Here is a 23,484-nt window from a genome sequence, read left to right as displayed (position 1 = left end):
ATGAAGATGAAAAAAATCCTGGCATTTATCGCAATAAATTTCTTCATTTCTTCTGCCGCAAATGCTTTAATTATTGACTCGCTGAACATCGATTTTTCGGCAGAAAGAAAAGTTCATTTTCAGTTAATAAAAAACAATAGCGAACAACGTAAGAATTATACGCTATCGATGGTGCAGGTCGATGTCCCAAGAGAAAAGGGTCATGAAACCGAAATCGAATCAGGGGAGCTGCTCTACTCCCCGAAACAGTTAACCCTGGGGCCGGGAGAAAGCGCAGGCTTTAAGTTCTACTACACCGGCCCACAGGATGACAAAGAGCGTTACTACCGGGTTAAATTTATTGAGACACCGCTCCAGGCCCACCCGGTGATCTCGAAGGGGAGGCGCATCCAGACCGACATTACCGTGTCGCTGGAAGCGATATTAATCGTCCGCCCCTGGAAGCGATACTTTCGATATAAATTTACCAACGGCGTGATAAGCAATACTGGAAACACCTATTTTAAATATGTTTCCTCTCGGGGATGTAGTAATAAATATAATGATTCAAAATACATCCCTCCGGGAGAAAGCTTAAGTATAGATAATAAGGATCAGGTCGCCAGAAGAATGATCGTATATGGTAAGAAGATCATATCGCTAACGACCTGTCCGTAATACCGCTTTCCTTTATATAAGGAAATTAATCTTTAGTATGCATTAGCATTTCTAAAGAATTCACTCAATCAGGAGAAATAAAAATGAAAGCTATTTCATTCGTTGAAGCTAAGGAAATCATCGGCGGCGCGGCTAACCCGTTCTACGCTCTGGTGAAAGGCGCCCAGCTGGGCTATGAAACTGGTGCCGGCATTATGGGCATGGTCGGCGGCGTTGTCGGCGGTATCCTGGGCGGCGCGATGGGTTTCCTCGGCGGCCTGGTCGGCAGTTACGATCCGGCTTAATTCACTCTCTGGACAATAAGGAATAATAAACAATGAACGTTATTAGTATTAAAAAAGCGAAAGAAATTATCGGTGGTTGGGATCCGTTTGCCGCTGCTATGCAGGGCGCCAGCGCCGGTTATGCCGCTGGCAGCCAGCTGCTGGGGCCGCTGGGTGGCACCATCGGCGGCGTATTCGGCCTGGTCGGCGGCTTCATCGGCGGCTTCCTGAGCGCTTAATGAGGTTTACCTGATAACAATGTGGCCCGCCTTAGGGCCACATTTTATTTTCAATGTCACGGAGCAGTATGTTTTCGCTTTTTCAGCACAGGAAACCGGGTAAAACGCCCCTGATTCGCCAACACGAATTTACCGAATGCGGCCTGGCCTGCGTCGCCATGGTCATGGGCCACTATGAACACCACGTCTCCATCAGTCAGCTACGCCGGGAACTCAGCGTCTCCGCCGAGGCAGGTACCTCCATGGCCGAGCTGCTGCAATTAGCCGAAGGCAAAGGCATGGACGGACGAGTGTTGCAGGGCGATGTCAAAGAGCTGCAAAACGTGCAACTGCCCCTGATCGCCTTCTGGCGCGGCAACCATTTTGTGGTGATTGTCAAAGCCGACAGTCGCGCGATTACCGTACACGATCCTGCCTGCGGCGTGCGACGCTACAGCTACCGCGAAGCGGCGAAGCTGTTTTCCGGCTTTGTGCTGGAACTAAAACCCAGGCCCGAATTTAAAAAGAAAAATCCTGACGATCGGCTAACCCTGGGCCATCTTGCGCACAAAACCGCGGGGCTGTTCCAGCGCCAGGCGCTGCTGTTCGCACTGTCGATCTTTACCCTGATTACCATGCTGGCGAGTCCCTCTTACGTTCAGCTTATTATGGACGAGGCCATCTCACGCAGCGACAGCGATCTGGTGATTCTGCTGACAGCGATCTTCGCCATCGTCTTTATCTTTGAGGTCATCGGCCGGTTCCTGAAGCAACTGCTGGAGATCTTTATGCGTAACATCGCCTATGACGATCTCAGCCAGTCAATTCGCGGCTATATGCTACGCACCCAGGCCCACTGGTTTCAGTCCCGCCCGCCGGGCATTGTGCTGGCGATAGAAAAATCGCTGCACGCCTGCGCCGACTTTATCAGCAACGGCTATGTTCAGCTGATCTACTCCGGGCTGATCGCCCTGACCAGTCTGATCTTTATGCTGTTCTACAACGTAGAGATCGCCCTGCTGACGCTGCTGATGATGGGTGTGTTCTTTATCATCCGCTTCTCGCTTATCGGTCCTTACCAGCGGGCGGTGGACGACTCCATCGAGCGTACAGCCCAATATGAATCCCTGCTGGTAGAAACCCAAAAAGGGATCATCACCCTTAAAGCCAATAATATGGAACGCGCCCGCGACGCCGTGATGGATAAGTCGATGCGCGAGCATATCGCGGCCCTGATGCGCAAAGAGCGTCTGCTGGCCCGCTTCGATGTCGCCTCACTGCTGGTGATTAACGCCGAGCAGTTGCTGGTGGTCTGCCTGGGCGCCTGGCTGATTCTTGAAGGCCAGATGAGCATCGGTATGCTCTATGCCTATATCAGCTACAAGCGCTACTTTTCCGATGCCATGGTGCAGGTCGCTCAAAAACTGCTGGATAAAAATGCTCTGAAAGGGCCGCTGGATCGCGTGGGCGATCTGCTCTTTTCCCCCACCGAAGCCAGTCAATTCGGCAAAACGCTGGTCACTTCGCCGGTCAGTATCCATTTCGACAACGTCTCGTTCGCCTGGCCAGGCCACGACAATCTGCTGCATAACATCACGATGACTATTAACGCCGGCGAGGAGCTGACTATTATCGGCCAGAGCGGCTCCGGTAAAACCACCCTGCTGCGCCTGATCTCTGGCATGCTGCAACCCACTGACGGGGAGCTGAACATTAATAAGACGCCGATCAACGAATGCGATCTCAGCTCGCTGCGCCAGCATGTGCGCATCGTCCACGCCGACGACATTCTGTTTACCGGCTCCATTCTGGAAAACATCGCCTGCTTCGACAGTAATCCCGATCGGGAACGGGTGATCGAAGCCTGTCGGATGGCGGAAGTTCACCACGTGATCGAGCGGCTTCAGCATGGCTATGACACCGCGCTGGTGCCTGGTAACTCCTTCTTTTCTGCCGGAGAAACCCAGCGTCTGGTACTGGCCCGCGCCCTGTATGGCCAGCCTAAGCTACTGCTGTGCGACGAGGTTACTGCCAACCTGGATAAAACCACCGCACAGCGGGTACTGGCTAACCTGCGCTCGCTGGGGATCGGTCTGGTCTTCGTCACCCACTCTCCGGAAGTGATCGACAGTCGCGGACGCTGCTATGTAATGGAGCGCGGCCGCCTGCGCGACATGGAGGGAACACCATCGTGATGCTGCTGCCCCGCTTCTACGCCCGGCTCTGCGCCCGGCGGGCCGAACGCACCCTGACCGGCGAACGGATCGGACAGAACTACTGCCACTTTATGGACTGCACGCCCGATCGGATGCCGCAGGACTTTCTGCGTCAGACGATTTATGAGCAGAGCGGCTTCGGCTTTATCGAGCAGATTATGCCACCGACCGCCTGGCCCAAAACTCTGCGCGGCGATTTGCGTCAAAGGGTGGCCGCCTTCTGCGAACAGAGCGCGTTATTCAGCCAGCGCCGCACCCTACTACTGACTCTGCAGTGGTCGGGGCTGGGGGTGATGTTGGAAGCCCTGATGGCCGTGGCACCTCCCGGAATTCGCTTCCGTTTTATCACCCGCCATCCGGTGTTGCTCAAACTGCGGGACGCTTTCCCCGATCGTCGCGCCGCCAGTCCGTTCGCTGCCGACGCCAGCCAGATTACCGTGCTACTGGTGGATGAACGCCTGCCTGAAGCTCCGCTGTTTCCTGCCCAGGTAGATAAACATCGCCTGTGGCTGACCGATGTTCCCACCGCGGCGCTGGCTCGCCACGGCTATGATATACGCACCCTGGTGCCGGAACGCTCCCTGCACGATCCGGACTTTGGCCTGCACAGCCACCGCTATCCGGCCTCCGACTACCGCCTGGCGGCAACGGAAACCCTGGGGGCCGTGCGTAACACGCCCGCGCTGTGGAGCGCCTGGGACTCCCTTTCTGTTCTTTACCATGGATGATATGACGTGCAGCTAAAACAACGCAGTCGACGGAATCGACCGCTGATTCCCCGGCACTTCTCCCAGAGCTATAAGATTAATGCGCCGCGTCTGAAAACGGTGCTGGCACTCTTTTCCTCTTTTTTTCTGTGCCTGCTACTGTTCGCTGTGATGTTCGATTTTTCAGAAACCACCCTGGCGCGCGGAGTGCTTATCCCCGGTCAGGGAGACGTGGAGGTCCGTGCCAGAGAATCGGGCACCATCGTCGACTTTATGGTGCGCCCCGGTGACTACGTCAAAGAGAACGACAAACTGTTTACCGTCTCTCAGGACTACGGCGGCAAGCAGGGATCGGTGGTTACCTTCGATCGCCAGCAAATGGAGGAAGAGAAAGCACGCAGTGAAATGCGGGTTAAGGCTATCGAGACCTCCATCAAGGCCTATAGTGATAACCTGGTGCGGCAGCTGAAAATTACCAACCAACAGATCGCGGTTTCGCGTCAAAAGGTAGAAAAGCTGCGCGCTCTGTTGAAAAATAATCAGGAAACCTATGTCGCCTGGAAAAAGATGGCGCAGAAGGGTTATGTCTCGAAAGCAGATCTCGACCAGAGCCATAATGAGATGCTGAACGCTCAGGTTAACCTGACTCAGGAAGAGAGCACTATCCTGGAGCTGGAGGCGCGCAAAAACAGCCTGACCGACAGCACCCAGGCGCAGATAGACTCGTTGAGCGAAGAGCAGCTGTACGTTAAAAACCGTATCAGCGAAATCGCCCGTAACCTGTCGAGCCGCGGTAGTTCAACCATCTCTATGCTGGCCCCAGCCAGCGGCTATGTGGTGGCAATTAACTTCCCTCCAGGTCGGGCAATCACACAGAATAACGAAGTGGTGGTGGTGATCCGCAAAAATGAAGCAGCCACTATGGAAGGCTACCTCTATATTCCCGCCCTGGGCGTGGGGCGCGTTAACAAAGGGGATAGAGTGAAAGTGCGCTTCGACTCCTGGCCAGTGGATAAGTATGGTTCGGTGGAATCAACGCTGTCGGACTTCTATGAGGTGAATATCGACCCGAAATCGGCGCTGATTCCGCTTCAGGAGGGGCAAAACTACTATCTGGCCAAAGTACAGATGCCCTCCTGGTTTACTGACCCGGAACATCATAAGCGCATGCTACGCGGCGGCATGACCATTAACGCGGATATCGTGATAGACCGTAAACCGCTGATCAATATGTTGATTGCACCACTGGAGCGAGTGCGCAAACGCTTTATAGAGTGACCCGATATTTTACTGTGTTGCTTGTTGCTACCTTTGCCAGGCCTATGCCTGGCTTTTTTTGGCCGCCCCGCAGGCGCGGCCAACTCAGGCTACTGGCAGGCCACCAGATTTTTCATCTGCTGTTCATCCGGCATACCCACAATCTGTTGCAACACGCGATCCTTATTCAGATAGTAGATGGCCGGTGTCCCATTGGCACCTAACTCCTCCATCAATCGCTGGTTATTCTGGATCTGGTTAAAGATGGGGCGCGGCGTCTGTTCCAGCCTGGGTGGCTTCACCTTACCGTTCGAATTTTCGAAATCGCGCCAGGCCTTGTTCGGGTCCTTCGCTCCCAGAATCGCTGCCGCATGCAGGGCGCTGTCCTGACGGATCACCCCCACCAGTTGGGTCTTAATACTGATTTTCTGCTGCTTAACCCAGGGCTGAGCCTGATGCCAGAACTGGTTGCAGTACGGGCAGAAAGGATCGGCGAACACCACCACCTGACAGGCCGCAGATTGACTGCCCTCCTCCAGACCAGGGGCGGCCTGGAGCCTCTTCCACATCTCGCGTCCTGCCGGAATGTATATCTCATCATTAATGATCTTTTCACTCAGGTTGTTGCCCTTAGCATCATAGATGTAGCCGGAAATGGCATGCTTATTATCCGGGGTCAGAAAAATGGTCACGCCGGTATCCTGGTATTTTCCCAGCCAGCCTTGCACGCCGCCGGGGGCGGTAAAGGGCTTAATAATCTGGATACCCTGCTTTTCAAACTGCTGCACCGGTTCGGGCAGCGGCTGGGTGGCGGCCAGGGCATTCACGCCCATCAGCATCGCGCCCACCGCGACGAAAAATTTGTTCATTGCTACTCCTTAACGGAACTCACGCAGATAGGGAAATCGTTGATCGTGTGACTTCAGCGTCAGCTATTCCCTGAACACGCAGTTTGTCAGATGTATTCGCCGTCGCGGCCAGGGGGGTTCGTGGCCGTGGGGAAACGGCGCCCGGCGCGCCATCAATACAGGAAGCAGCAGTGCCAGCAGGCCGGGCAGCAGCACAATGGCGTCAAAGAGCAGGGGCAATGCCGAAAACAACGAGTGAGCGCTAAGCTGGCAGGGCGAGAGCGCCGCAGGCAGCGGCTGTTTATCCTCAGGAATTTGGGCGGCATGGATAACCCCCGCCGCAGTGATTTGCAGATCGCGCAGCACGCCAGCGCGCTGGGTCAGGCAAATCATCATCGCAATGCCGGTCAGTACCAGAAACGCCAGCGCTTTAAGCTGGCGTCGTTGCTGAAAAGATGAAGGATTGAGGGTCGTCATGGCGCTAAGCATAGGAATAAGCCATAAGCGCGGGCAAGGCGAAATTTGTAAACAAGTCGCTTCTCCTCGCCCTTTCCTCGTGAGCAGCTTACCCCGCCAGCGGTACATCTCCCGCCGCCAGGCGCAGATAACCGTGATTGCGATTCAGCAGATCGTGCGCCCGCCAGGCATCCAGTCCGGTCAGCACCATCAGAATGGCCGTCTTGCAGTGGTTGTTACAGGCGGCCAGCGCCGTTTTGGCCGCCGCACGCGAACAGTCCGCGGCTTCCATCACTATCGCAATCTGACGCTCGCTACAGCGATCGCCAGCGGGCTCCAGATCCACCCGCAGGTTGCCGTATACCCGACCGCTGCGCACCGCCAGCCCGGTGGTCACCATATTCAGCACCAGCTTCTGGGCAATGAGCGCTTTCGGATTGCCAAAGCCCGCCACCACTTCCGGCCCGGCTTCGGGCACCACCACGATATCCGCCAGTTGGGCGGCTTCGCTCTGGTGCGTTGCGCTAATGACCGCCGCCGGCGCGCTCATGGCCCAGGCGTGACGCAGTGCGCCCCAGACCCAGGGAGTTCTGCCGCTCACGGTCAGCCCCACCAGCATATCGTGCGGGTTAAAACCGATAGCTTCCAGATCCCGCGCGCCGCGCTCATAATCCATGGCCGCTTCCATCGAAGTATTCAGCATGGCTTCTGGCCCGCCAGCCAGCAGCGCCACCACCGGACCACCGGCCCCGGGAGCATACTCGGCTGCCGCCAGCATGCCCTGGCGGCCTGAAGCTCCGGCCCCCACCAGTACCAGACGCCCGCCCCGACTCACGGCCGCGGCGGCGCTATCCACTAACCGCGCAATATCAGGGAGGCAGGGAGCGATAGCGCTGGCGATCTGCATATCTTCCTGATGGATAACCGCTAACATATCCCCGGTGGACAGCCTGTCGATCTCCGCCGTCCTGGCATTGCGTCTTTCCGTAATCTTATCGTTCAGCCTGTTGCTCATAACCACCTCCTTTGTCGTGACTGCCCCTCACTATAAAGAATTTCCTTATACCGACATGCGAATGCGGTCACGAATACTCAGCCCTTTCTGCGCTATTTGCGGGCTGACGCACAGGCTGAATCGCAATCAGCCATTTCCGGTTCGACTTTCAGAACGCCCCACTGCCGGTATAATTAGCTTTTTATACTGTCCACCGGGGCGTCGATGAGCGATTTGCAGCAACTCCAGGAACAGCGCCCAATGAAGCTAAGCACGGCAGTTACGCTGATGGTCTGTAGCGTGGTGATCTCGGTTCTGCTGGTGGTGTTCACCCTCTACTTTATTCAGATTGGCCGCGCCACCCACGATGGCGTGAAGGAGACCGCCCTTGCCGTCGCCCGTACTCTGGCCAACGCGCCAGAGGTCAGACGCGGTCTGAGCCACTCCCCGCAGAGCAACATTATCCCGCCCCTGGCGCACCGGGTGGAGCAACGCAATGGCCTGCTCTATGCGGTGGTCACCGATATGCGCGGCATTCGTTACACCCATCCTAATCCTGAGCTTATCGGCAAACGCTTTATCGGCGACGATCTGACGCCAGCGCTGCAGGGTAAAGAGAATATCGCCGTAAATAGCGGCGTGCTGGCCCAGGCGCTACGCGCTTTTACCCCGGTCTATGATGAACAGCATCGTCAGGTCGGCGTGGTGATTGTCGGCCTTTCCCTGAGCGGCGTAGCCGAACAGATCAACCACAGCCGCTGGAATATCCTGTGGGCGCTGCTGTTCAGTATTCTGGTAGGGGCGCTGGGCATCTGGGCGCTGGTGCGGGTGCTGAAACGCATTCTGTTCGGCCTGGAGCCTTACGAGATCTCCCGCCTGTTTGAGCAGCGCCAGGCGATGCTGCACTCCCTGAAAGAGGGGGTTATCGCCGTGGATGCCCGGGGTCGTGTCTCGCTCATCAACCATGCCGCTCGTCAGATGCTGCTGTCTACCAGCGCCAATGACGCCCATGCCCCGTTACTGGATGGCCTGAACGAGGTGCTGAAAAGTGGTCAGGCCCAGCAGGATCGCGAGGTCAACGATTATGGCCGCCTGCTGCTTAGCAATACCGTGCCCGTGCGCAGCAATAACCGGATTATCGGCGCCATCTGTACCTTCCGCGATAAAACCGAAATCGACCGGCTGACCCAGCGGCTGGACGGCATGGTCAACTACGTCGACGCGCTGCACGCCCACTCCCACGAGTTTATGAATAAGCTGCATGTCATTCTGGGTCTGCTGCATATGAAGCGCTACGACAAGCTGGAGCAGTACGTTATTCAGACCGCCAGCCACTACCAGACCGATATCGGCGCCATTCAGCGTCAGATCCGCTCGCCGGTGGTGGCCGGTTTTCTGCTGGGTAAGATTGGCCGCGCCCGCGACGCCGGGCACAGCCTGACGCTGGCGGAAGAGAGCCGGGTGCCGGATAACCCCAACGAACAGCAGGTGGCCACGCTGGTTACCGTGCTCGGTAATTTGATCGAAAATGCGCTGGATGCCATGGCTGACCAGACGGAAGGCGAAATCGGTCTGCTGCTGCATTATCAGAACGGCTGGCTGAACTGCGAAGTCAGCGATGACGGTCCCGGTATCGGGTCCGGGCACATTGATTCCATTTTCAATAAAGGCTACTCGACCAAAGGCCATAATCGCGGCGTGGGGCTGTTTCTGGCCCGCCAGCAGTTAGAAAATCTGGGCGGAACCCTGAGCGTGGAATCCGAACCCGGCGTCTTTACCCAATTTTTTGCCCAAATTCCCTGGAACAGTGAGAGGAGCAGTACGTGATAAATGTTTTAATCGTTGATGATGACGCCATGGTGGCGGAACTGAACCGCTGCTATGTCGCCAGAGTCCAGGGATTTCACTGCTGCGGGGTCGCCTCCAACCTCGATCAGGCGCGGGAGATGCTGAACGATCCCGCCCTGGCGGTCGATCTGGTGCTGCTGGACGTTTATATGCAGCAGGACAGCGGGCTGGACCTGCTGCCGGATATTCGCGCCACCGGCCGCCCTGTCGATGTGATCATGATTTCATCGGCTTCCGACAGCGCCACCGTTCAGACTTCGCTGCACTACGGCGTGGTGGACTACCTGATCAAACCCTTCCAGTTTCCGCGCTTTGAAGAGGCGCTCACCGCCTGGCGGGATCGCAAAAACCAGATGGACAGCCACGACTACTACGAGCAGGCGGATGTCGATCGCCTGCTGCACGGCGGCGCGCCAGAGGTCGCAGACAGCCGACGGCTGCCAAAAGGGCTGACGGCTCAGACCCTACGCACTCTGTGTCAGTGGATTGATGCCCACCCCCAGAGCGAATTTTCCACCGACGAACTGGCTAACGCGGTGGGCATTTCCCGGGTTTCCTGTCGTAAATATCTGATCTGGCTGGCGCAGATTAATATTCTGGATACCAGCATCCACTACGGCGCCACCGGCCGACCGCTCTACCGCTACCAGGTCCAGCCCCAGCATATCGGGCTGCTTAAGCAGTACTGTCAGTAAGGCGGTAGTCGTCGTCAAGTAGCCGAAAACGGAACTGGCGGGAAGAGGAGAGAATCACCCGGCGATCCCGGGTGACGAAAATAGCTTCGATATCCGGTCGCTCCCGCAGGGCGGCACAGCCCTGGCTCACCCCCATACCGTAGATCAGGGTGGTCCAGATATCGCCATCGATAGAGTCGGCGGAAATAATGGTGACGCTATCCAGCTCGTTATCAAGGGGATAGCCGGTACGCGGGTCAAGGATATGGTGGTAGCGCTGACCGTCCTGCTCAAAGTAGCGCTCATAGGTGCCGGAAGTCACCACCGAACGATCCCCGACCTCCAGCGCGCCCACCAGCGCATCGCCCCCGGCAAACGGCCGTTTCAGCCCGATGGACCAACCGCTCCCCAGGGTCTGAACATTGCCGCCCAGATTAATCACCCCCCGAACCACCCCTTCCCGACGCAGAAAATCGCGAACCCGATCGGCGATATAGCCTTTGGCGATAGCCCCAAGGTCGATCTCCATACCGGGCCGGGCCAGCATCACGCTACCCGCGGCCTCATCAAGAAGCACGGCGTCGGGCCGGGTCAGCGGCAGCAGTGCGCTCAGTTCGTGAGCGGGGGGCACGCTATCGCCCCGAAAGCCGATACGCCAGCGTTTTACCAACGGGCCAATGGCGAGATTAAAGGCGCTGTCCGGCAGCAGACTGGCGGCCCGGGCACGGCGAATTAGCTCAAACACCGGGCGGCTGACCGCCACCGGATGATGTCCGGCTGCGTGGTTTATCGCCATCACCTGGGAGTCGGCGCGATTCACGGTCAGCAGATCTTCGTACTGTTTAATCAGCCGGAAAACGCTGGCCGCCAGCGCTTCCCGGGGTTTCGCCAGGGTGAGGCGGACCGGCGAGCCCATCAGTACCGCCGCGTAGTGCCAGTGACCGTCGTTGTGTGGCATAGCGAGCTCCCTGTTGTTTGCCTTTGCCCCTCACCCAAGCCTCTCCCCGTATTTGCCCCTCACCCCAACCCTCTCCCCCCAGGGGAGAGGGAGTTAGATGGTGCGGTTTTCCCCCTCCCCCTTTGAAGGAGAGAGTCAGGCGTGCGGTTTTCCCCCTCCCCCTTTGAAGGAGAGAGTCAGGCGTGCGGTTTTCCCCCTCTCCCTTTGAAGGAGAGAGTCAGGCGTGCGGTTTTCCCCTCTCCCTTTGAAGGAGGGAGCCAGGCGTGCGGTTTTCCCCCTCTCCCTTTGGGAGAGGGCCGGGGTGAGGGATCAGTCCCCGGCCTTCGCATGCGCAGCGGCCTGATGCCCGGCCAGCGTACCGAAGATAATAATATCCGCTACCGCGTTACCGCCAATGCGGTTGCCGCCGTGAATGCCCCCTACCACTTCCCCTGCGGCAAAAGCGCCTGGAATAGCCCGCCGGGATGTATCCAGCACCGCGGTATCGGTATCGATAGTCACGCCGCCCATGGTGTGGTGCACCCCAGGCGCAATACGAATGGCATGGAACGGCCCGGCGTTCAGGGGACTACGCAGCGCGGTCTTACGCCCGAACTCCTCGTCCTCCTGGCGCTCGACAAAGCCGTTGTAGCGTTCCAGGGTCGCCACCAGGCGCTGCGGATCCATCCCGGTTTTTTCCGCCAGTTCCACGGCCGTACTGGCGCTGGTCACAAGCCCCCGGGCGATATATTCATCGGCGGCTTTGTTACTGGCGCGCACGTGTTCGTCGAACACCACATAAGCATATTTTTCCGGCAGCGCGATAATCTGCGCCGAGACCTTATCGCGGGTCTCCATTTCATTATAGAAACGACTGCCCTGCTGATTGACCAGGATGGCGCCGCCACCGCGAATCGCTTCGGAAATCAGATAAGAGGTGGACTGCTCAACGGTGGGGTGGATCTGAATCTCGCCCATATCCACGGTACCGGCGCCAATCTGTTCCAGCAGCGCAATACCGCTACCGGTGGCCCCTTTGTGGTTGGTGGTGACAAAGCCTGCCAGATCCGGGCGGTATTTCACCACCATCTGGCTGTTGGCGCTAAAGCCGCCGGTGGCGACAATCACGCTGCGGGCTTCAACGGTGAGCGTCTCACCCTCCTCATTCTTCAGGGCCAGACCGCTGACCCGACCGTTATCCATCAGGATTTCAGTCACCGAGGTATCCAGCATCACCGCGATACCGCGTTTATTGATATTGCGTACCAGGCCGCTAATCAGGTAGCCGCCTACCGCGGAACGGTCGCGCGGACGGTGGGTGCGGTCAATGCTCATTCCACCAGTAATGGTGATGTCATTCAACATAATGCCGCGTTGCGCCAGCCACTCAATGGCCTGGGGAGCGTTTTCCACAAAACGGCGCAGCAGTTCGGGGTTGTTCTTGTTCTGGCCGCCTTTCAGGGTCTCCTGATAGAACAGCGCTTTGCTGTCGTGAATCCCTTTCACCCGCTGGAAGCGGGTCTCGGCGGCGTTCATCCCCACCGACGCCTTAATGGTGTTACCGCCAATCGTCGGCATTTTTTCGACGATAAGTACGCGACTCCCCTCGTCGTGAGCCTGAATGGCCGCCGCCAGCCCCGCGCCGCCGCTGCCCACGACCACCACATCGTAGCTCTGGGGCTGCGGATCGCCGCCCTGCTCTGCCGCCAGCGCCTTACCGGACTGAATCATCGCTTTCGATACCGCCTTTTTCACCGCTTCGCTCTGGCTGGTGGCGCCGGAAATAGCATCGACGTGCGGAGTGTTGGCATCCAGAATCCGTTCGCGGATCTCTTCAAAGCTGGAGGTAAAGGCCACATCCCGATCCGGACCGGAGGCCAGAGCGATATCGGCGATGCGATCGGTTTCCAGAGTCACGTCGATCACCAGCGATTTAGCCTCATCCTGAACCGTTTCGCTGTACAGGCCGGGCTTAAACTTCGATTCGCCCATGCTCATGTCGCGAATCATGGCCTCGACCAGCGAGAAGCGCCACAGCGGCTCAGGGATATTGAGCGCCGCCCGCTGGGTGCTGTCGATAAACAGTTCCGGCGCCTCGCCGCGGGCAATGCGATCGGCCCAGTCTGGATAAGCGATGCAGGCACGCCCCACCGCCACCATATCGTAGCCGCGATCCAGCGCCATCTGAGCGTCGGATTCAGTGACCACATTCCCCACCCCAATCACCGGCAGTTGCGCCAGGCTGGCGGAACGCTGCGCCACGAATTTCTCAATAAGCGGCGTGGGATCTGCGGTATCGACGATAGATCCACGCAGGGTGTAGCCCATGGAGAAGTGCAGATAGTCCAGCCCGCGTTCGGCCAGCTTTTCCATCAGATACAGCGTATCGTCGAAGCGAATGCCGGGGACTTCCAGCTCTTCCGGCGAGAAGCGATAACCGATGATAAAAGCGTCGTCGGCGTACTGGTTCACCATCTTATGGGTGATATCCAGCACCGCCAGCGGGAAGCGGGCGCGGTTATCGCGGCTACCGCCCCATTCATCATCGCGCTGGTTAGAGTTCGGGGAGTAAAATTGCTGAATCAGATAGGTATTGGCGCCGTGCAGCTCAACACCGTCAAAGCCCGCCTGAATGGCACGCCGTACCCCATCGCCAAATTTACCGACCATCGCGACGACGTCATCGCCGGTCAGGGCGGCCGGGATCACGGCGCCGTCGCGCGGTGCGGCCAGGGCGCTCGGCGCTACCGGCGTACGGCCACCAATCAGCATCGGATCCACCATGCGACCGCCGTGGTAGATCTGCAAAATCGCCCGGGAGCCGCGGCCGTGAATGGCATCGACGATCCGCGCCAGACCCGGGATCTTATCGTCGCTGTCGATCCCCAGTGCGCCCGGGAAGGCCGGCCCCAGAGAGTCGACGAAACAGCACTCCACAATAAGGGTTCCGAGGGTGCCAGCCCGCGCCCGGTAATATTCCACCAGTTCGCTGGTCACCGTGCCGTCGTAATAACCGGTACAGGTGGTCATAGGGGCCATGACCAGGCGGTTTTTCAGCTCAGTTCCGTTAGGTAACGTAAAAGGGCTGAATATCTCCCGATGACTGTTCATAAAGAAAACTCCAAACTTTTAAAATTTAAACCTGATAATTCATGAGCGACGCTATTCTGGTTATGTTTTTTTGCCGCATTTAACGCCATTAATATAATTGTATTTTTAGTTACTAAAGCAATTACATTAGTTAAAAAACTATTGAATAATGGCAATAACACAACTACCTCAAAAGCATTATATTTTTAATATAAAGTGTTTACAATCTATTAAATATGTAAACTTTTTAATTACCTGGTCGCTTTATCACCAAAAACAACAATCACAATAAAAACAATAAGATAAAACCACAAGCCCTCATACGCCGCTAATTAGCAGCCGCTTATTCTGATAGATACACCAGAAAAAACCATAATCCTATAGGGTTATTTTTATTTTACCTTGCGCGCTATTGGTTGTATTTTATTGATGGCGATCAACAGACCGCGCATTGAAAAATGCATGATGGAGATATCAAATATTTAAATTCAACGCTGCGCTTTTGGCGCTGAATTAGCGTGGGCCAGATTCTTATTTATTGTCATTTAGAAACTAAAGAAAGTTAAATAACTAAAAAAACCCAATAGCATCTGGTCGCATAACCGAATTTTTAACCACTTACAGACCTTTCATATGAACGCAAAAACATCGATACCGCCTGCCGCTGCGGGAAATATCACCAGCGGCAACGGCAAACGCCTGGTGATGATGGCACTGCCCTTTATCGTCGGGCTACTGCTGTTCTTCATCCCGGTGCCGGAAGGGCTTCCTCCCCATGCCTGGCACTACTTCGCCATCTTCGTCGGCGTGATTGTCGGTCTTATTTTCGAACCGCTGCCCGGGGCCGTTATCGGCCTGACCGGCGTGGTGATCATCGCCCTTGGCAGCCAGTGGCTGCTGTTCAGCCCCGAACAGGTGGCGGCGCCGGGCTTTAAAATGGCCGCCAGCTCCTTTAAGTGGGCGGTCAGCGGCTTCGGCAACTCCACCGTCTGGCTGATCTTCGGCGCCTTTATGTTTGCCGCGGGCTACGACAAAACCAACTTCGGCCGCCGCCTGGCGTTAATCCTGGTGAAATATCTGGGGCGCCGCAGCCTGACTCTGGGTTACGCCATTACCCTGGCCGACCTGCTGCTGGCGCCGTTTACCCCTTCCAACACGGCACGCAGCGGCGGAACCATCTACCCGATTATCGCCAACCTGCCGCCGCTGTACGGCTCTAAACCCAACGACCCCAGCGCCCGCCGTATCGGCTCTTATCTGATGTGGGTGGCGATTACCGCCGCCTGTATCACCAGCTCGATGTTCCTTTCCGCGCTGGCCCCTAACCTGCTGGCGCTGGCGCTGGTGAAAAGCATTGTCGGTATCGATATCGCCTGGGGCACCTGGTTCCTGGCCTTTCTGCCGCTGGGGGTACTGCTGATACTGACCATGCCGCTGCTGGCTTACTGGTTCTACCCGCCGGAAGTTAAGGTCAATAACGAAGTGCCGCTGTGGGCCGCCCGCGAGCTGGAAAAGCTGGGCAAACTGTCGCGCAATGAGATCCTGCTGCTGGCGTTTGTCTGCTGCGCGCTGGCGATGTGGATCTTCGCCACCAGTTGGATTGAACCGGCCATGGCGGCCCTGCTGATCATCGGTCTGATGCTGTGGACCGGGGTCCTGCAGTGGGGTGATATCACTGGCAATAAGGCGGCCTGGAATACTTTCGTCTGGTTCGCCACCCTGGTGGCGCTGGCCGATGGCCTTTCCAGCACCGGCTTTATCGGCTGGCTGGGCAAAGAGGGCGGTGCCCTGATGGGCGGTATCTCGCCCGGCACCGCCACCATAGTGCTGCTGCTGGCTTTCTATCTGCTGCACTATCTGTTCGCCAGCACCACGGCGCACACCACGGCGCTACTGCCAGCCATGCTGACCATCGCCGCCACCATTCCCGGCATCAATATGCAGGTGTTCTGCCTGCTGATGGTCACCTCGCTGGGGGTAATGGGGATTATCACCCCTTACGGCACCGGCCCCAGCCCTATCTACTACGGCAGCGGCTATCTGCCCGCCAAAGATTACTGGCGGATGGGCACCATTTTCGGCGCCATCTTCCTGGCGGCACTGCTGTTCATCGGCTATCCGTGGATGTCCATGATGTTCTGATTTGTACTTTTAAGGCCGCCCGTTTACGGCGGCCCATATCAGTGAGAGAGCTATGTCGAATAAACCGTTTTTCTATCAGCCCCCCTTCCCGCCAGGCAAGGACGATACCGAATACTATCTGCTGACCCGCGACCACGTGAGCGTGGCGGAATTTGACGGTAAGCCGGTGCTGAAAGTGGCCCCCCAGGCGCTGACCCTGCTGGCCCGCCAGGCCTTCCACGACGCCGCCTTTATGCTGCGTCCGGCCCATCAACAGCAGGTGGCCGCCATCCTGAACGATCCCGAAGCCAGCGAAAACGATAAATACGTGGCGCTGCAGTTTCTGCGTAATTCGGAGATCGCCGCCAAAGGGGTACTGCCCACCTGCCAGGATACCGGCACCGCCATTATCGTCGGTAAGAAAGGCCAGCAGGTCTGGACCGGCGGCGGCGATGAGCAGGCGCTGACCCGCGGGGTGTACGACACCTATACCGAAGATAACCTGCGCTATTCCCAGAATGCGGCGCTGGATATGTATAACGAGGTGAATACCGGCACCAACCTTCCCGCGCAGATCGATCTCTACAGCGTGGACGGCGACGAGTACAAGTTCCTGTGCATCGCCAAGGGCGGCGGCTCGGCCAACAAAACGTACCTGTACCAGGAGACCAAAGCGCTGCTGACGCCGGAAAAACTCAAGGCTTTCCTGGTCGGGAAGATGAAAACCCTGGGCACTGCCGCCTGCCCGCCCTATCACATCGCCTTTGTGATTGGCGGCACCTCGGCCGAATCCACCCTCAAGACCGTGAAGCTGGCCTCGGCCAAATACTACGATGCGCTGCCTGACGAGGGTAACGAACACGGCCAGGCCTTCCGCGATCGGGCGCTGGAGCAGGCACTGCTGCTCGAAGCCCAAAAGCTGGGGCTCGGCGCCCAGTTCGGCGGTAAATACTTCGCCCACGATATCCGGGTGATTCGCCTGCCGCGTCACGGCGCCTCCTGCCCCATCGGTATGGGAGTCTCCTGCTCGGCGGACCGTAATATTAAGGCCAAAATTAATCGCGACGGAATCTGGATCGAAAAACTGGAGCAACACCCGGGGCAGTATATCCCGGCACACCTGCGTCAGCAGGGCGAAGGAGAAGCGGTGCGCATCGACCTGAACCAGCCGATGGACGACATCCGCCGCCAGCTAAGCCAGTATCCGGTTTCCACCCGTCTGTCGCTGAACGGCACCATTATCGTGGCTCGCGATATCGCCCATGCGAAGCTGAAAGCGCTGCTGGATAACGGCGAACCGCTGCCGCAGTACGTGAAGGATCACCCCATCTATTACGCCGGTCCCGCCAAAACGCCGGAAGGCTACGCTTCTGGCTCGCTGGGGCCCACCACCGCTGGCAGGATGGATGCCTACGTCGACCTGCTGCAATCCCACGGCGCCAGCCTGGTGATGCTGGCCAAAGGCAACCGCAGCCAGCAGGTGACCGACGCCTGCCACCAGCACGGCGGCTTCTACCTGGGCAGCATCGGCGGTCCGGCGGCGGTGCTGGCGCAGCAGAGCATCCGCAGTCTGGAGTGCGTGGCGTATCCGGAACTGGGGATGGAGGCCATCTGGAAGATTGAAGTGGAGGATTTTCCGGCCTTTATTCTGGTGGATGACAAAGGGAATGATTTCTTCCAGCAGATCCGTAACGGCCAGTGCGCAGGCTGCGCGCAGCGCTAACCACGGCGGCTATTCAGACTCACCCTTGCACTGGCAGTTTGATTTGCACCATTGCTAAGTTTTGCCAGGCGAAAGCCTGGCTTTTTTGTTGGTACACTTAAGCCTTTCCCATCATCCTCAAAAACATCATGCCCGACTCGTCACTAAAAGCGCGGCTACGTCACTGCCGGGAGCTGGAGCACCAGATCAAACACGCTTGCGCCAAACAACGCCAGGCCGTGAGTGAGAAAATTAATGCGGAGATTCAGCTAAATGTTGGCCTGTTCAGCTTCGCCCTGCCCATGATTATCTGCATGCTGATGCTTATTGTGAGCTTCTCTCTGGCACTATTGCCCGTCGTCGAGACCATCGCGCAGTGGTTGATACTCCCTTCCCACATCACGTTAGTGATGGCGGTAGCTGCCACTATGCTATTTGCCGGCACTAATGTTCTAACCACCTGGTTCATCAGTAAAGGCTTTATCAGCGCCGTTAACATAGTACGTAAGCTGATGACGCTATCTCTGCTGGTCAGCGTACTTTCATTGGTCAAATCCCTTTCAGGACAGTGGTTCGGCCTTCCCCACTCAGCTTCCGGGATAATCACTGCACTGCTCGCCTGTGCATTAGTCGGCGGCTGCTTTGTTATTATGCGCTCCCGGCGTTTTATGGATGGGTTGTTATTCAGCCTGTACTGCCGGGCGGCGCGAATGGAGGCTGTAGCGGATAAAACCTCATGATGCCGGGCAACTGAATCAGCAGAAGTCAGCACATAAAAAAGGTTCATCGCGGATTAGCGTGGAGTGTTCGAAAACGGAAGCTAAAAACCGGCAGAATATAATGAGGCGGTGGGCTGTTCCGTTCACTTTGAGTCACTGCTTCTCTGCTGATTCACAGCCGGTGAACGGAACCTTCTCCTGCGCTGCAGATTGGTTAACCACCGTTAACTTCATCTTCACGCTAACCCCCGATAAACCATAAAAAAGCCGCTACCCCAAACAGGTAACGGCTGATAATCCATCAGAAAATAATACGGTTAATCCCTAAGAAACGCCCTATCCTTCACCACCACCAGCGGCTCGATATCGCTCTCTTTCTTGATAACCATCGAGGTATCGCCGCGCAGGCAGGCGCCGCCATAGCTGCCGCCCACGGTGAAGGTACAGACCTGAATATATTTGCCGTCCACCTTCGGCAGGCACCAGAGCTGCTGATAGATATTTTTGCGGTCGCTAAACTTACCGCTGGTTTTATCCAGTAGCTCCTCGTGGCGGCTGACCAGGTCGATATTGCTGCCGCAGCGCCCGGAGATGGGCTTCACCGCATAACCGGTCTTCGCCAGCTCGCTGTTCACTTCGAAGTCGGTATCCAGCAGGTAGCGGTGATGGGGGAACAGCGACCAGAGCACCGGCAGAATCGCCTTGTTGCCCGGAATCACCGTCCACAGCGGTTCGAACACCAGCACCTCCGGGCGCAGCAGGACGTCGATCAGCCGTACCTCGTTGCGCGGATGGCCGGTGCGAATCGGCACCGCGGCATACTCCTGTTCGCTGACTTCACGCACCTGCTCCAGCGCCGTTTCCCAGGCCCAGGTCTTCCAGACGCAGTTCACCAGCCGCCCGTCGCCGTCGATAAGCTGGCCGGTGGCGTCCCAACCCAGTTCGTCCAGACCATACAGAATCTTGCTTTCGAACCCGGCCTGCGCCAGCGCCCGCTGCATAAACTGGGCGTGATAATCCTCTTCCGGATCTTTGTCCTGCATGATGTGGACAAAGGGGCGCGCCCGGCTGTGCTGCCAGGCGTCCGCCAGTTGGCCCAGCAGCCCCTGAGCCGGGTTAAAGCCCGTGGCGCAGCCGCCCGCTTTGGCCCACTGCTCCAGAATCAGCCCGGCTTCGGTATGGCAGGAGGCGGAATCGGCGTTGTATTCGTAAACCTTCAGACCGCGCTCGTCCATACAGAAATCCAGACGACCGGTAATCATATGGTGGCGCCGCCGCTGCCACGACAGCCGCAGACGCGGCCAGAGGATTTTGGGAATATCGAACAGCGCCAGCAGGTTGTCGTCCTTCAGCACCTTATCGGTGGCGTGCAGGTACATCAGGTGCGTTTCGTTGGTGGCCTTAATCAGCTCCTGCTCCGCGCTTTCGGAAATCTGGTAGTAGTGGTACGGATCCTGATTGATGGTCTGGCCGTTGGCGTAAACGTAAGCGCGCTGCAGCGGATCCTGCTGGTTGAGCCAGGGGCCGTCGAACTGGCCGCGATTTTCCAGGCGCGCGCCGTGAATCGCCATTTCCGGCGCCGCCAGCGTCGGCTGAGGCAGGCTGTAGCGGGTATCGTCGGTCTGAATCATCCAGCCAAGAATGGTGGTGTCGTCGAAGGTATCGCGGATGCGGTAATGGCCCTCTTCCACCTCCAGCGTGAGCTCGCGGGTCCACTGCTGGCCGGGGGGCAGCGGGTGATGAATCACATTCTGCTCGGCAATGCGCACCTTATTGCCCACCAGTTGGGTGATCACCGCTACATGGCCAGTCTCATCGAACTCGCCACCCGGCGCCCAGATCAGCAGCGAACCGGCCTCTGGCGGACGGCGGGCGCCGTTGGCGAATGCCTGAAGCGGCAGAATATTGTCGTTAACCACCTCGCGCAAAAAGCGCAGCGAGAAGATCTCCCAGGCCATGCCGACATCGGTAAACACCGCGCCCCAGGTCAGAAACAGGAAGCGACGCGCGAACTCCACGCACTGCCACTTGTGGCCCATATATTCGTTGCCGATATAGCTGTGAAACGCCGTCTTATCGCGGCGCTGCTCCGGCGTCAGGTTGCTGTAATTAGAAGAGTAAATCGCCACGCCGCCAGGGGCATAGCCCAGCAGCGTGCCAAAGGGGGCATCGCTTTCTTTTGTTCCTGTGCTCATCTGAGTGACCTTAAAAACATGAACCTGGGCGGGCCGCTGGAAGGTCCTTTGTTTACCGCTCAGGCAAACCATAAAGAAGAGAGGGATATCATAGCACTCTGACGGCGGGACGGTAGCAAAAGGGAAGAGCGGCGGCCGGCCCTACCCGGCCGCTTAACGTTTACGCGCCCGGCGCGGCGCTGCTACGGGTTTGCGGGTAGTCCATGACGAAACGCAGATGAGTGCGCACGCCGGTCACCAGGGTGTTATCGTCCACGATAAACTGCGGACTGTGGTTACTGGCCGCCTTGCTCATATCCTGATCCGGCGGCGTGGCCCCCAGGAAGACGAACAGCCCCGGCACCTTTTCGGCGTAGTACGAGAAATCCTCACTGGGGGAGGCGTTGCTCTTCAGTACCACCACCTTATTATTGGCGGCCTTTTTCAGGCTGGGCTCCATGGCCCGGGTCAGCGCATCGTCATTCATGGTGACCGGTACGCCGTCGGCAATGGTCACCTTCGCCTGCGCCTGATTGGCTTTGGCGATATTTTCCGCCAGGGGCGGCAGCGACTGTAACAGGGTATCGCGAATGCCCGGCGCGTTGGAGCGGATGGTGCCTTCCATCGTCACCTCATTGGGGATGATATTGCCCGCGGTACCGCCGTGAATATTGCCGACGCTGACCACGCCAATGCCCTGAGTGAGATCCGCCCGGCGGCTGACCAGAGTCTGCATGCCGTTGATTATCTGCGCGGCGGTGGTAATGGGGTCCACCCCGGCCCAGGGCATGGAGCCATGGCTCTGTCTGCCGGTTACGGTAATGCGGTAGCTGTCGGCGCTATTCAGGATGGCGTCGGATTTCCAGGAAAGCTGGCCGGTGGGCGAGCCGGACATCACATGCAGCCCGAACACCACGTCCACTTTGGGATTATCCAGCGCTCCTTCTTCGATCATCCCCTTCGCGCCGTAGGAGAGCGGCTTATCGCTGGTGTAAGGATCGACATCGCTCTGGCCCTCTTCGGCAGGCTGGAACAGGAACACCACGGTACCGGCGATCTTATCGCGGCTTTCGGCCAGCACCTTAGCCGCACCAAGCAGCATGGCGGTATGGGCATCGTGACCGCAGGCGTGCATGACATCCACCTTTTTCCCCTGCCAGGTGGCGGTGGCGTGACTTGCGAACGGCAGGCCGGTCTGCTCCTTCACCGGCAGCGCGTCCATATCGGCGCGCAGCGCCATTACCGGACCGGGCTTACCGCCCTTCAGCACCCCCACCACGCCGGTTTTCGCCACCCCAGTACGCACATCGATACCGAAAGCGCGCAACTGCCCGGCCACCAGCTTCGCGGTTTCCACCTCCTGATTGCCCAGCTCCGGATGCTGATGGATATGGTGACGCCAGTCGATCACCTGTGGCGCGACGCCTTCTGCCGCCGCCGCGACCCAGTCTTCCGACCCGACCTGGGCCGATGCCTGAAATGCACAGGCGGCGATAACGGCGGAAAATAACAGCGACCTTGTTCCTGTTTTCATCTGTCCCTCAAACATAGTGATTATTGTTGTTCCGCAATAGCGGCCGATGCCCCCTGCGGTTGTGAGCCGCTTCCCTGCGCCATACGAATCGCCAGCAGCACGGCCTGTTCAAAGGCCGATGGCGTCGCCAGATTCTGACCGTAAATATTGTAGGCGGTACCGTGGTTGGCGGTGGTAATTGGCACAGGCAAACCGCCCTGAACCGTGACGCCGCGCTCAAAACCCAGCATTTTCAACGCAGTGGCGAACTGGTCGTGATACATCGACACCACCGCATTTAACTTCTGCGCCTCCATGGCTTTCCAGGTGGTATCGCCGGGATAGGGCCCGAATACCGCAATCCCCTTTTCACGCGCCTGCGCCATGGCAGGGCGGATAATGGTCTGCTCCTCATCGCCAAACAGACCGTTTTCGCCGCCGTGGGGATTCAGGGCCTGTACCGCAATACGCGGCTCTGCAAAGCCCGCCTGACGCAGGGTGTTGTGCATCAGCGCAATGGTATCCAGCACCCCCTGGACCGACAGATTGCTGACGATATCCCGGAACGGAATATGGGAAGTCGCCCGCCCGGCCCAGACATCGTCGACCACGTTCACCTCGCAGCAAAAATGCGGCCAGTTAAGCTGATGCGCGAACCAGTGCAGCTCATCGTTAAACGGTAGCCCCCCCAGATGCATCGCCTGCTTATTCAGCGGCGCAAAGCAGATAGCCTGAGCGATGCCCGCCTGGGTCAGCGCCAGCGCCTGTTGCAGGGTTTCCAGAATATAGACGCCGCTCTGTTCGGTGGCGACGCCATACTCGAACGGCGCCGGATGGCTACCGCGATGATGCACCAGCAGCGCTTCCCCTGGCTGCATCGTTTCGCTTTCCGGCGCCTGAGTTTCGCGGTACGGGAAACGCTGACCGGCAATGGTCATCCCCTTTTCCAGCTCGTCGCGATCGGCAATTAAGATAAAATGAGCCTGACGGCGCAGTTCGTCGCGGGCCAGCACCTTAGCGACCAGCTCCGGCCCTACGCCTGCCGGGTCGCCCAGCACCATGGCAATAACGGGTAACGACATAATCACTC

The 23,484-nt window shown here is 57.8% G+C and carries 19 protein-coding genes; 11 read left to right on the top strand and 8 right to left on the bottom strand.

Going from position 1 to position 23,484, the window contains the following annotated elements:
• The 6 genes from FEM41_RS08685 to FEM41_RS08660 all read left to right on the top strand — a co-directional run bounded on the left by FEM41_RS08685 (position 1) and on the right by FEM41_RS08660 (position 5,339).
• Positions 1-657, top strand: coding sequence for a hypothetical protein (locus tag FEM41_RS08685; RefSeq protein ID WP_241666582.1), 657 nt, complete (start codon positions 1-3; stop codon positions 655-657).
• Positions 658-740: 83 nt separating this feature from the next.
• Positions 741-941: a hypothetical protein gene (locus tag FEM41_RS08680; protein WP_138095600.1), complete on the top strand. Its 201-nt coding sequence runs from the start codon at positions 741-743 to the stop codon at positions 939-941.
• A 32-nt stretch (positions 942-973) separates the two neighbouring features.
• Positions 974-1,159 (top strand): hypothetical protein, encoded by a 186-nt coding sequence (locus FEM41_RS08675; protein ID WP_138095599.1) that lies wholly within the window; start codon positions 974-976, stop codon positions 1,157-1,159.
• Positions 1,160-1,227: 68 nt separating this feature from the next.
• Positions 1,228-3,333 carry a peptidase domain-containing ABC transporter gene (locus FEM41_RS08670; RefSeq protein WP_138095598.1) on the top strand — a complete coding sequence of 702 codons (2,106 nt, stop codon included), beginning with the start codon at positions 1,228-1,230 and terminating at the stop codon, positions 3,331-3,333.
• Positions 3,333-4,082, top strand: coding sequence for a hypothetical protein (locus tag FEM41_RS08665; RefSeq protein WP_241666625.1), 750 nt, complete (start codon positions 3,333-3,335; stop codon positions 4,080-4,082). The genes FEM41_RS08670 and FEM41_RS08665 overlap by 1 nt, the downstream gene beginning before the upstream one ends.
• Before the next feature lie 6 nt (positions 4,083-4,088).
• The gene (locus FEM41_RS08660; RefSeq protein WP_138095596.1) at positions 4,089-5,339 is read left to right on the top strand and encodes an HlyD family secretion protein; all 1,251 of its coding nucleotides are present in this window, start codon (positions 4,089-4,091) and stop codon (positions 5,337-5,339) included.
• A gap of 89 nt (positions 5,340-5,428) precedes the next feature.
• Here the strand turns inward: FEM41_RS08660 and dsbG are convergent, their stop codons facing one another.
• From dsbG to FEM41_RS08645, 3 genes are all read right to left on the bottom strand, one after another.
• A complete protein-coding gene (gene dsbG, locus FEM41_RS08655) occupies positions 5,429-6,187 on the bottom strand; it encodes a thiol:disulfide interchange protein DsbG (protein WP_138095595.1) in 759 nt (252 codons plus the stop codon).
• Positions 6,188-6,250: 63 nt separating this feature from the next.
• Positions 6,251-6,655: a copper-binding protein gene (locus FEM41_RS08650; RefSeq protein ID WP_138095594.1), complete on the bottom strand. Its 405-nt coding sequence runs from the start codon at positions 6,653-6,655 to the stop codon at positions 6,251-6,253.
• A gap of 76 nt (positions 6,656-6,731) precedes the next feature.
• Complete coding sequence (locus FEM41_RS08645) at positions 6,732-7,637, bottom strand: N-acetylmuramic acid 6-phosphate etherase (protein ID WP_138095593.1); 906 nt, start codon at positions 7,635-7,637, stop codon at positions 6,732-6,734.
• Between the two features lie 204 nt (positions 7,638-7,841).
• Between FEM41_RS08645 and FEM41_RS08640 the strand changes: the two genes are divergently transcribed.
• Together FEM41_RS08640 and dcuR are read left to right on the top strand one after the other, a co-directional pair.
• Positions 7,842-9,443: a sensor histidine kinase gene (locus FEM41_RS08640; protein ID WP_138095592.1), complete on the top strand. Its 1,602-nt coding sequence runs from the start codon at positions 7,842-7,844 to the stop codon at positions 9,441-9,443.
• On the top strand, positions 9,440-10,159 hold the full coding sequence (gene dcuR, locus FEM41_RS08635) for a two-component system response regulator DcuR (protein ID WP_138095591.1): 720 nt from the start codon (positions 9,440-9,442) through the stop codon (positions 10,157-10,159). The genes FEM41_RS08640 and dcuR overlap by 4 nt, the downstream gene beginning before the upstream one ends.
• Here the strand turns inward: dcuR and FEM41_RS08630 are convergent.
• Positions 10,140-11,096, bottom strand: a complete 957-nt coding sequence (locus FEM41_RS08630) for an FAD:protein FMN transferase (RefSeq protein ID WP_138095590.1) — start codon at positions 11,094-11,096, stop codon at positions 10,140-10,142. The two genes, dcuR and FEM41_RS08630, sit on opposite strands and share 20 nt — an antisense overlap.
• Positions 11,097-11,405: 309 nt before the next feature.
• A complete protein-coding gene (locus tag FEM41_RS08625; protein ID WP_138095589.1) occupies positions 11,406-14,186 on the bottom strand; it encodes a flavocytochrome c in 2,781 nt (926 codons plus the stop codon).
• A gap of 612 nt (positions 14,187-14,798) precedes the next feature.
• Between FEM41_RS08625 and FEM41_RS08620 the strand changes: the two genes are divergently transcribed.
• The 3 genes from FEM41_RS08620 to FEM41_RS08610 all read left to right on the top strand — a co-directional run bounded on the left by FEM41_RS08620 (position 14,799) and on the right by FEM41_RS08610 (position 18,728).
• Positions 14,799-16,307, top strand: a complete 1,509-nt coding sequence (locus tag FEM41_RS08620; RefSeq protein ID WP_138095588.1) for an anion permease — start codon at positions 14,799-14,801, stop codon at positions 16,305-16,307.
• A 52-nt stretch (positions 16,308-16,359) separates the two neighbouring features.
• Positions 16,360-18,009, top strand: a complete 1,650-nt coding sequence (gene fumA, locus FEM41_RS08615; protein WP_138095587.1) for a class I fumarate hydratase FumA — start codon at positions 16,360-16,362, stop codon at positions 18,007-18,009.
• Between the two features lie 128 nt (positions 18,010-18,137).
• Positions 18,138-18,728 (top strand): hypothetical protein, encoded by a 591-nt coding sequence (locus tag FEM41_RS08610; RefSeq protein WP_138095586.1) that lies wholly within the window; start codon positions 18,138-18,140, stop codon positions 18,726-18,728.
• A 296-nt stretch (positions 18,729-19,024) separates the two neighbouring features.
• Here the strand turns inward: FEM41_RS08610 and gss are convergent, their stop codons facing one another.
• The 3 genes from gss to FEM41_RS08595 all read right to left on the bottom strand — a co-directional run bounded on the left by gss (position 19,025) and on the right by FEM41_RS08595 (position 23,476).
• Complete coding sequence (gene gss, locus FEM41_RS08605) at positions 19,025-20,902, bottom strand: bifunctional glutathionylspermidine amidase/synthase (RefSeq protein WP_138095585.1); 1,878 nt, start codon at positions 20,900-20,902, stop codon at positions 19,025-19,027.
• Between the two features lie 160 nt (positions 20,903-21,062).
• Entirely contained in the window at positions 21,063-22,415 is a 1,353-nt protein-coding gene (locus tag FEM41_RS08600; RefSeq protein WP_138095584.1) for an amidohydrolase, read from the bottom strand.
• Between the two features lie 20 nt (positions 22,416-22,435).
• Positions 22,436-23,476, bottom strand: coding sequence for a 4-hydroxythreonine-4-phosphate dehydrogenase PdxA (locus tag FEM41_RS08595; protein ID WP_138095583.1), 1,041 nt, complete (start codon positions 23,474-23,476; stop codon positions 22,436-22,438).
• Positions 23,477-23,484: the final 8 nt, after the last annotated feature.

The sequence above is a fragment of the Jejubacter calystegiae genome, assembly GCF_005671395.1.
GTDB classification, from domain to species: domain Bacteria; phylum Pseudomonadota; class Gammaproteobacteria; order Enterobacterales; family Enterobacteriaceae; genus Jejubacter; species Jejubacter calystegiae.
Note: the sequence above shows the minus strand (reverse complement) of the source record. Positions and strands in the feature narration are given on the sequence as shown.

Excerpts from the sequence above, each read along its gene's own strand:
- FEM41_RS08685 (WP_241666582.1), top strand. The coding sequence starts at position 1 with ATGAAGATGAAAAAAATCCTGGCATTTATCGCAATAAATTTCTTCATT.
- FEM41_RS08650 (WP_138095594.1), bottom strand. The coding sequence starts at position 6,655 with ATGCTTAGCGCCATGACGACCCTCAATCCTTCATCTTTTCAGCAACGA.
- fumA (WP_138095587.1), top strand. The coding sequence starts at position 16,360 with ATGTCGAATAAACCGTTTTTCTATCAGCCCCCCTTCCCGCCAGGCAAG.
- FEM41_RS08595 (WP_138095583.1), bottom strand. The coding sequence starts at position 23,476 with ATGTCGTTACCCGTTATTGCCATGGTGCTGGGCGACCCGGCAGGCGTA.
- dsbG (WP_138095595.1), bottom strand. The coding sequence starts at position 6,187 with ATGAACAAATTTTTCGTCGCGGTGGGCGCGATGCTGATGGGCGTGAAT.
- FEM41_RS08675 (WP_138095599.1), top strand. The coding sequence starts at position 974 with ATGAACGTTATTAGTATTAAAAAAGCGAAAGAAATTATCGGTGGTTGG.
- FEM41_RS08680 (WP_138095600.1), top strand. The coding sequence starts at position 741 with ATGAAAGCTATTTCATTCGTTGAAGCTAAGGAAATCATCGGCGGCGCG.
- FEM41_RS08645 (WP_138095593.1), bottom strand. The coding sequence starts at position 7,637 with ATGAGCAACAGGCTGAACGATAAGATTACGGAAAGACGCAATGCCAGG.
- FEM41_RS08600 (WP_138095584.1), bottom strand. The coding sequence starts at position 22,415 with ATGAAAACAGGAACAAGGTCGCTGTTATTTTCCGCCGTTATCGCCGCC.
- FEM41_RS08630 (WP_138095590.1), bottom strand. The coding sequence starts at position 11,096 with ATGCCACACAACGACGGTCACTGGCACTACGCGGCGGTACTGATGGGC.
- FEM41_RS08665 (WP_241666625.1), top strand. The coding sequence starts at position 3,333 with ATGCTGCTGCCCCGCTTCTACGCCCGGCTCTGCGCCCGGCGGGCCGAA.
- FEM41_RS08670 (WP_138095598.1), top strand. The coding sequence starts at position 1,228 with ATGTTTTCGCTTTTTCAGCACAGGAAACCGGGTAAAACGCCCCTGATT.
- FEM41_RS08620 (WP_138095588.1), top strand. The coding sequence starts at position 14,799 with ATGAACGCAAAAACATCGATACCGCCTGCCGCTGCGGGAAATATCACC.
- gss (WP_138095585.1), bottom strand. The coding sequence starts at position 20,902 with ATGAGCACAGGAACAAAAGAAAGCGATGCCCCCTTTGGCACGCTGCTG.
- FEM41_RS08610 (WP_138095586.1), top strand. The coding sequence starts at position 18,138 with ATGCCCGACTCGTCACTAAAAGCGCGGCTACGTCACTGCCGGGAGCTG.
- FEM41_RS08625 (WP_138095589.1), bottom strand. The coding sequence starts at position 14,186 with ATGAACAGTCATCGGGAGATATTCAGCCCTTTTACGTTACCTAACGGA.
- FEM41_RS08640 (WP_138095592.1), top strand. The coding sequence starts at position 7,842 with ATGAGCGATTTGCAGCAACTCCAGGAACAGCGCCCAATGAAGCTAAGC.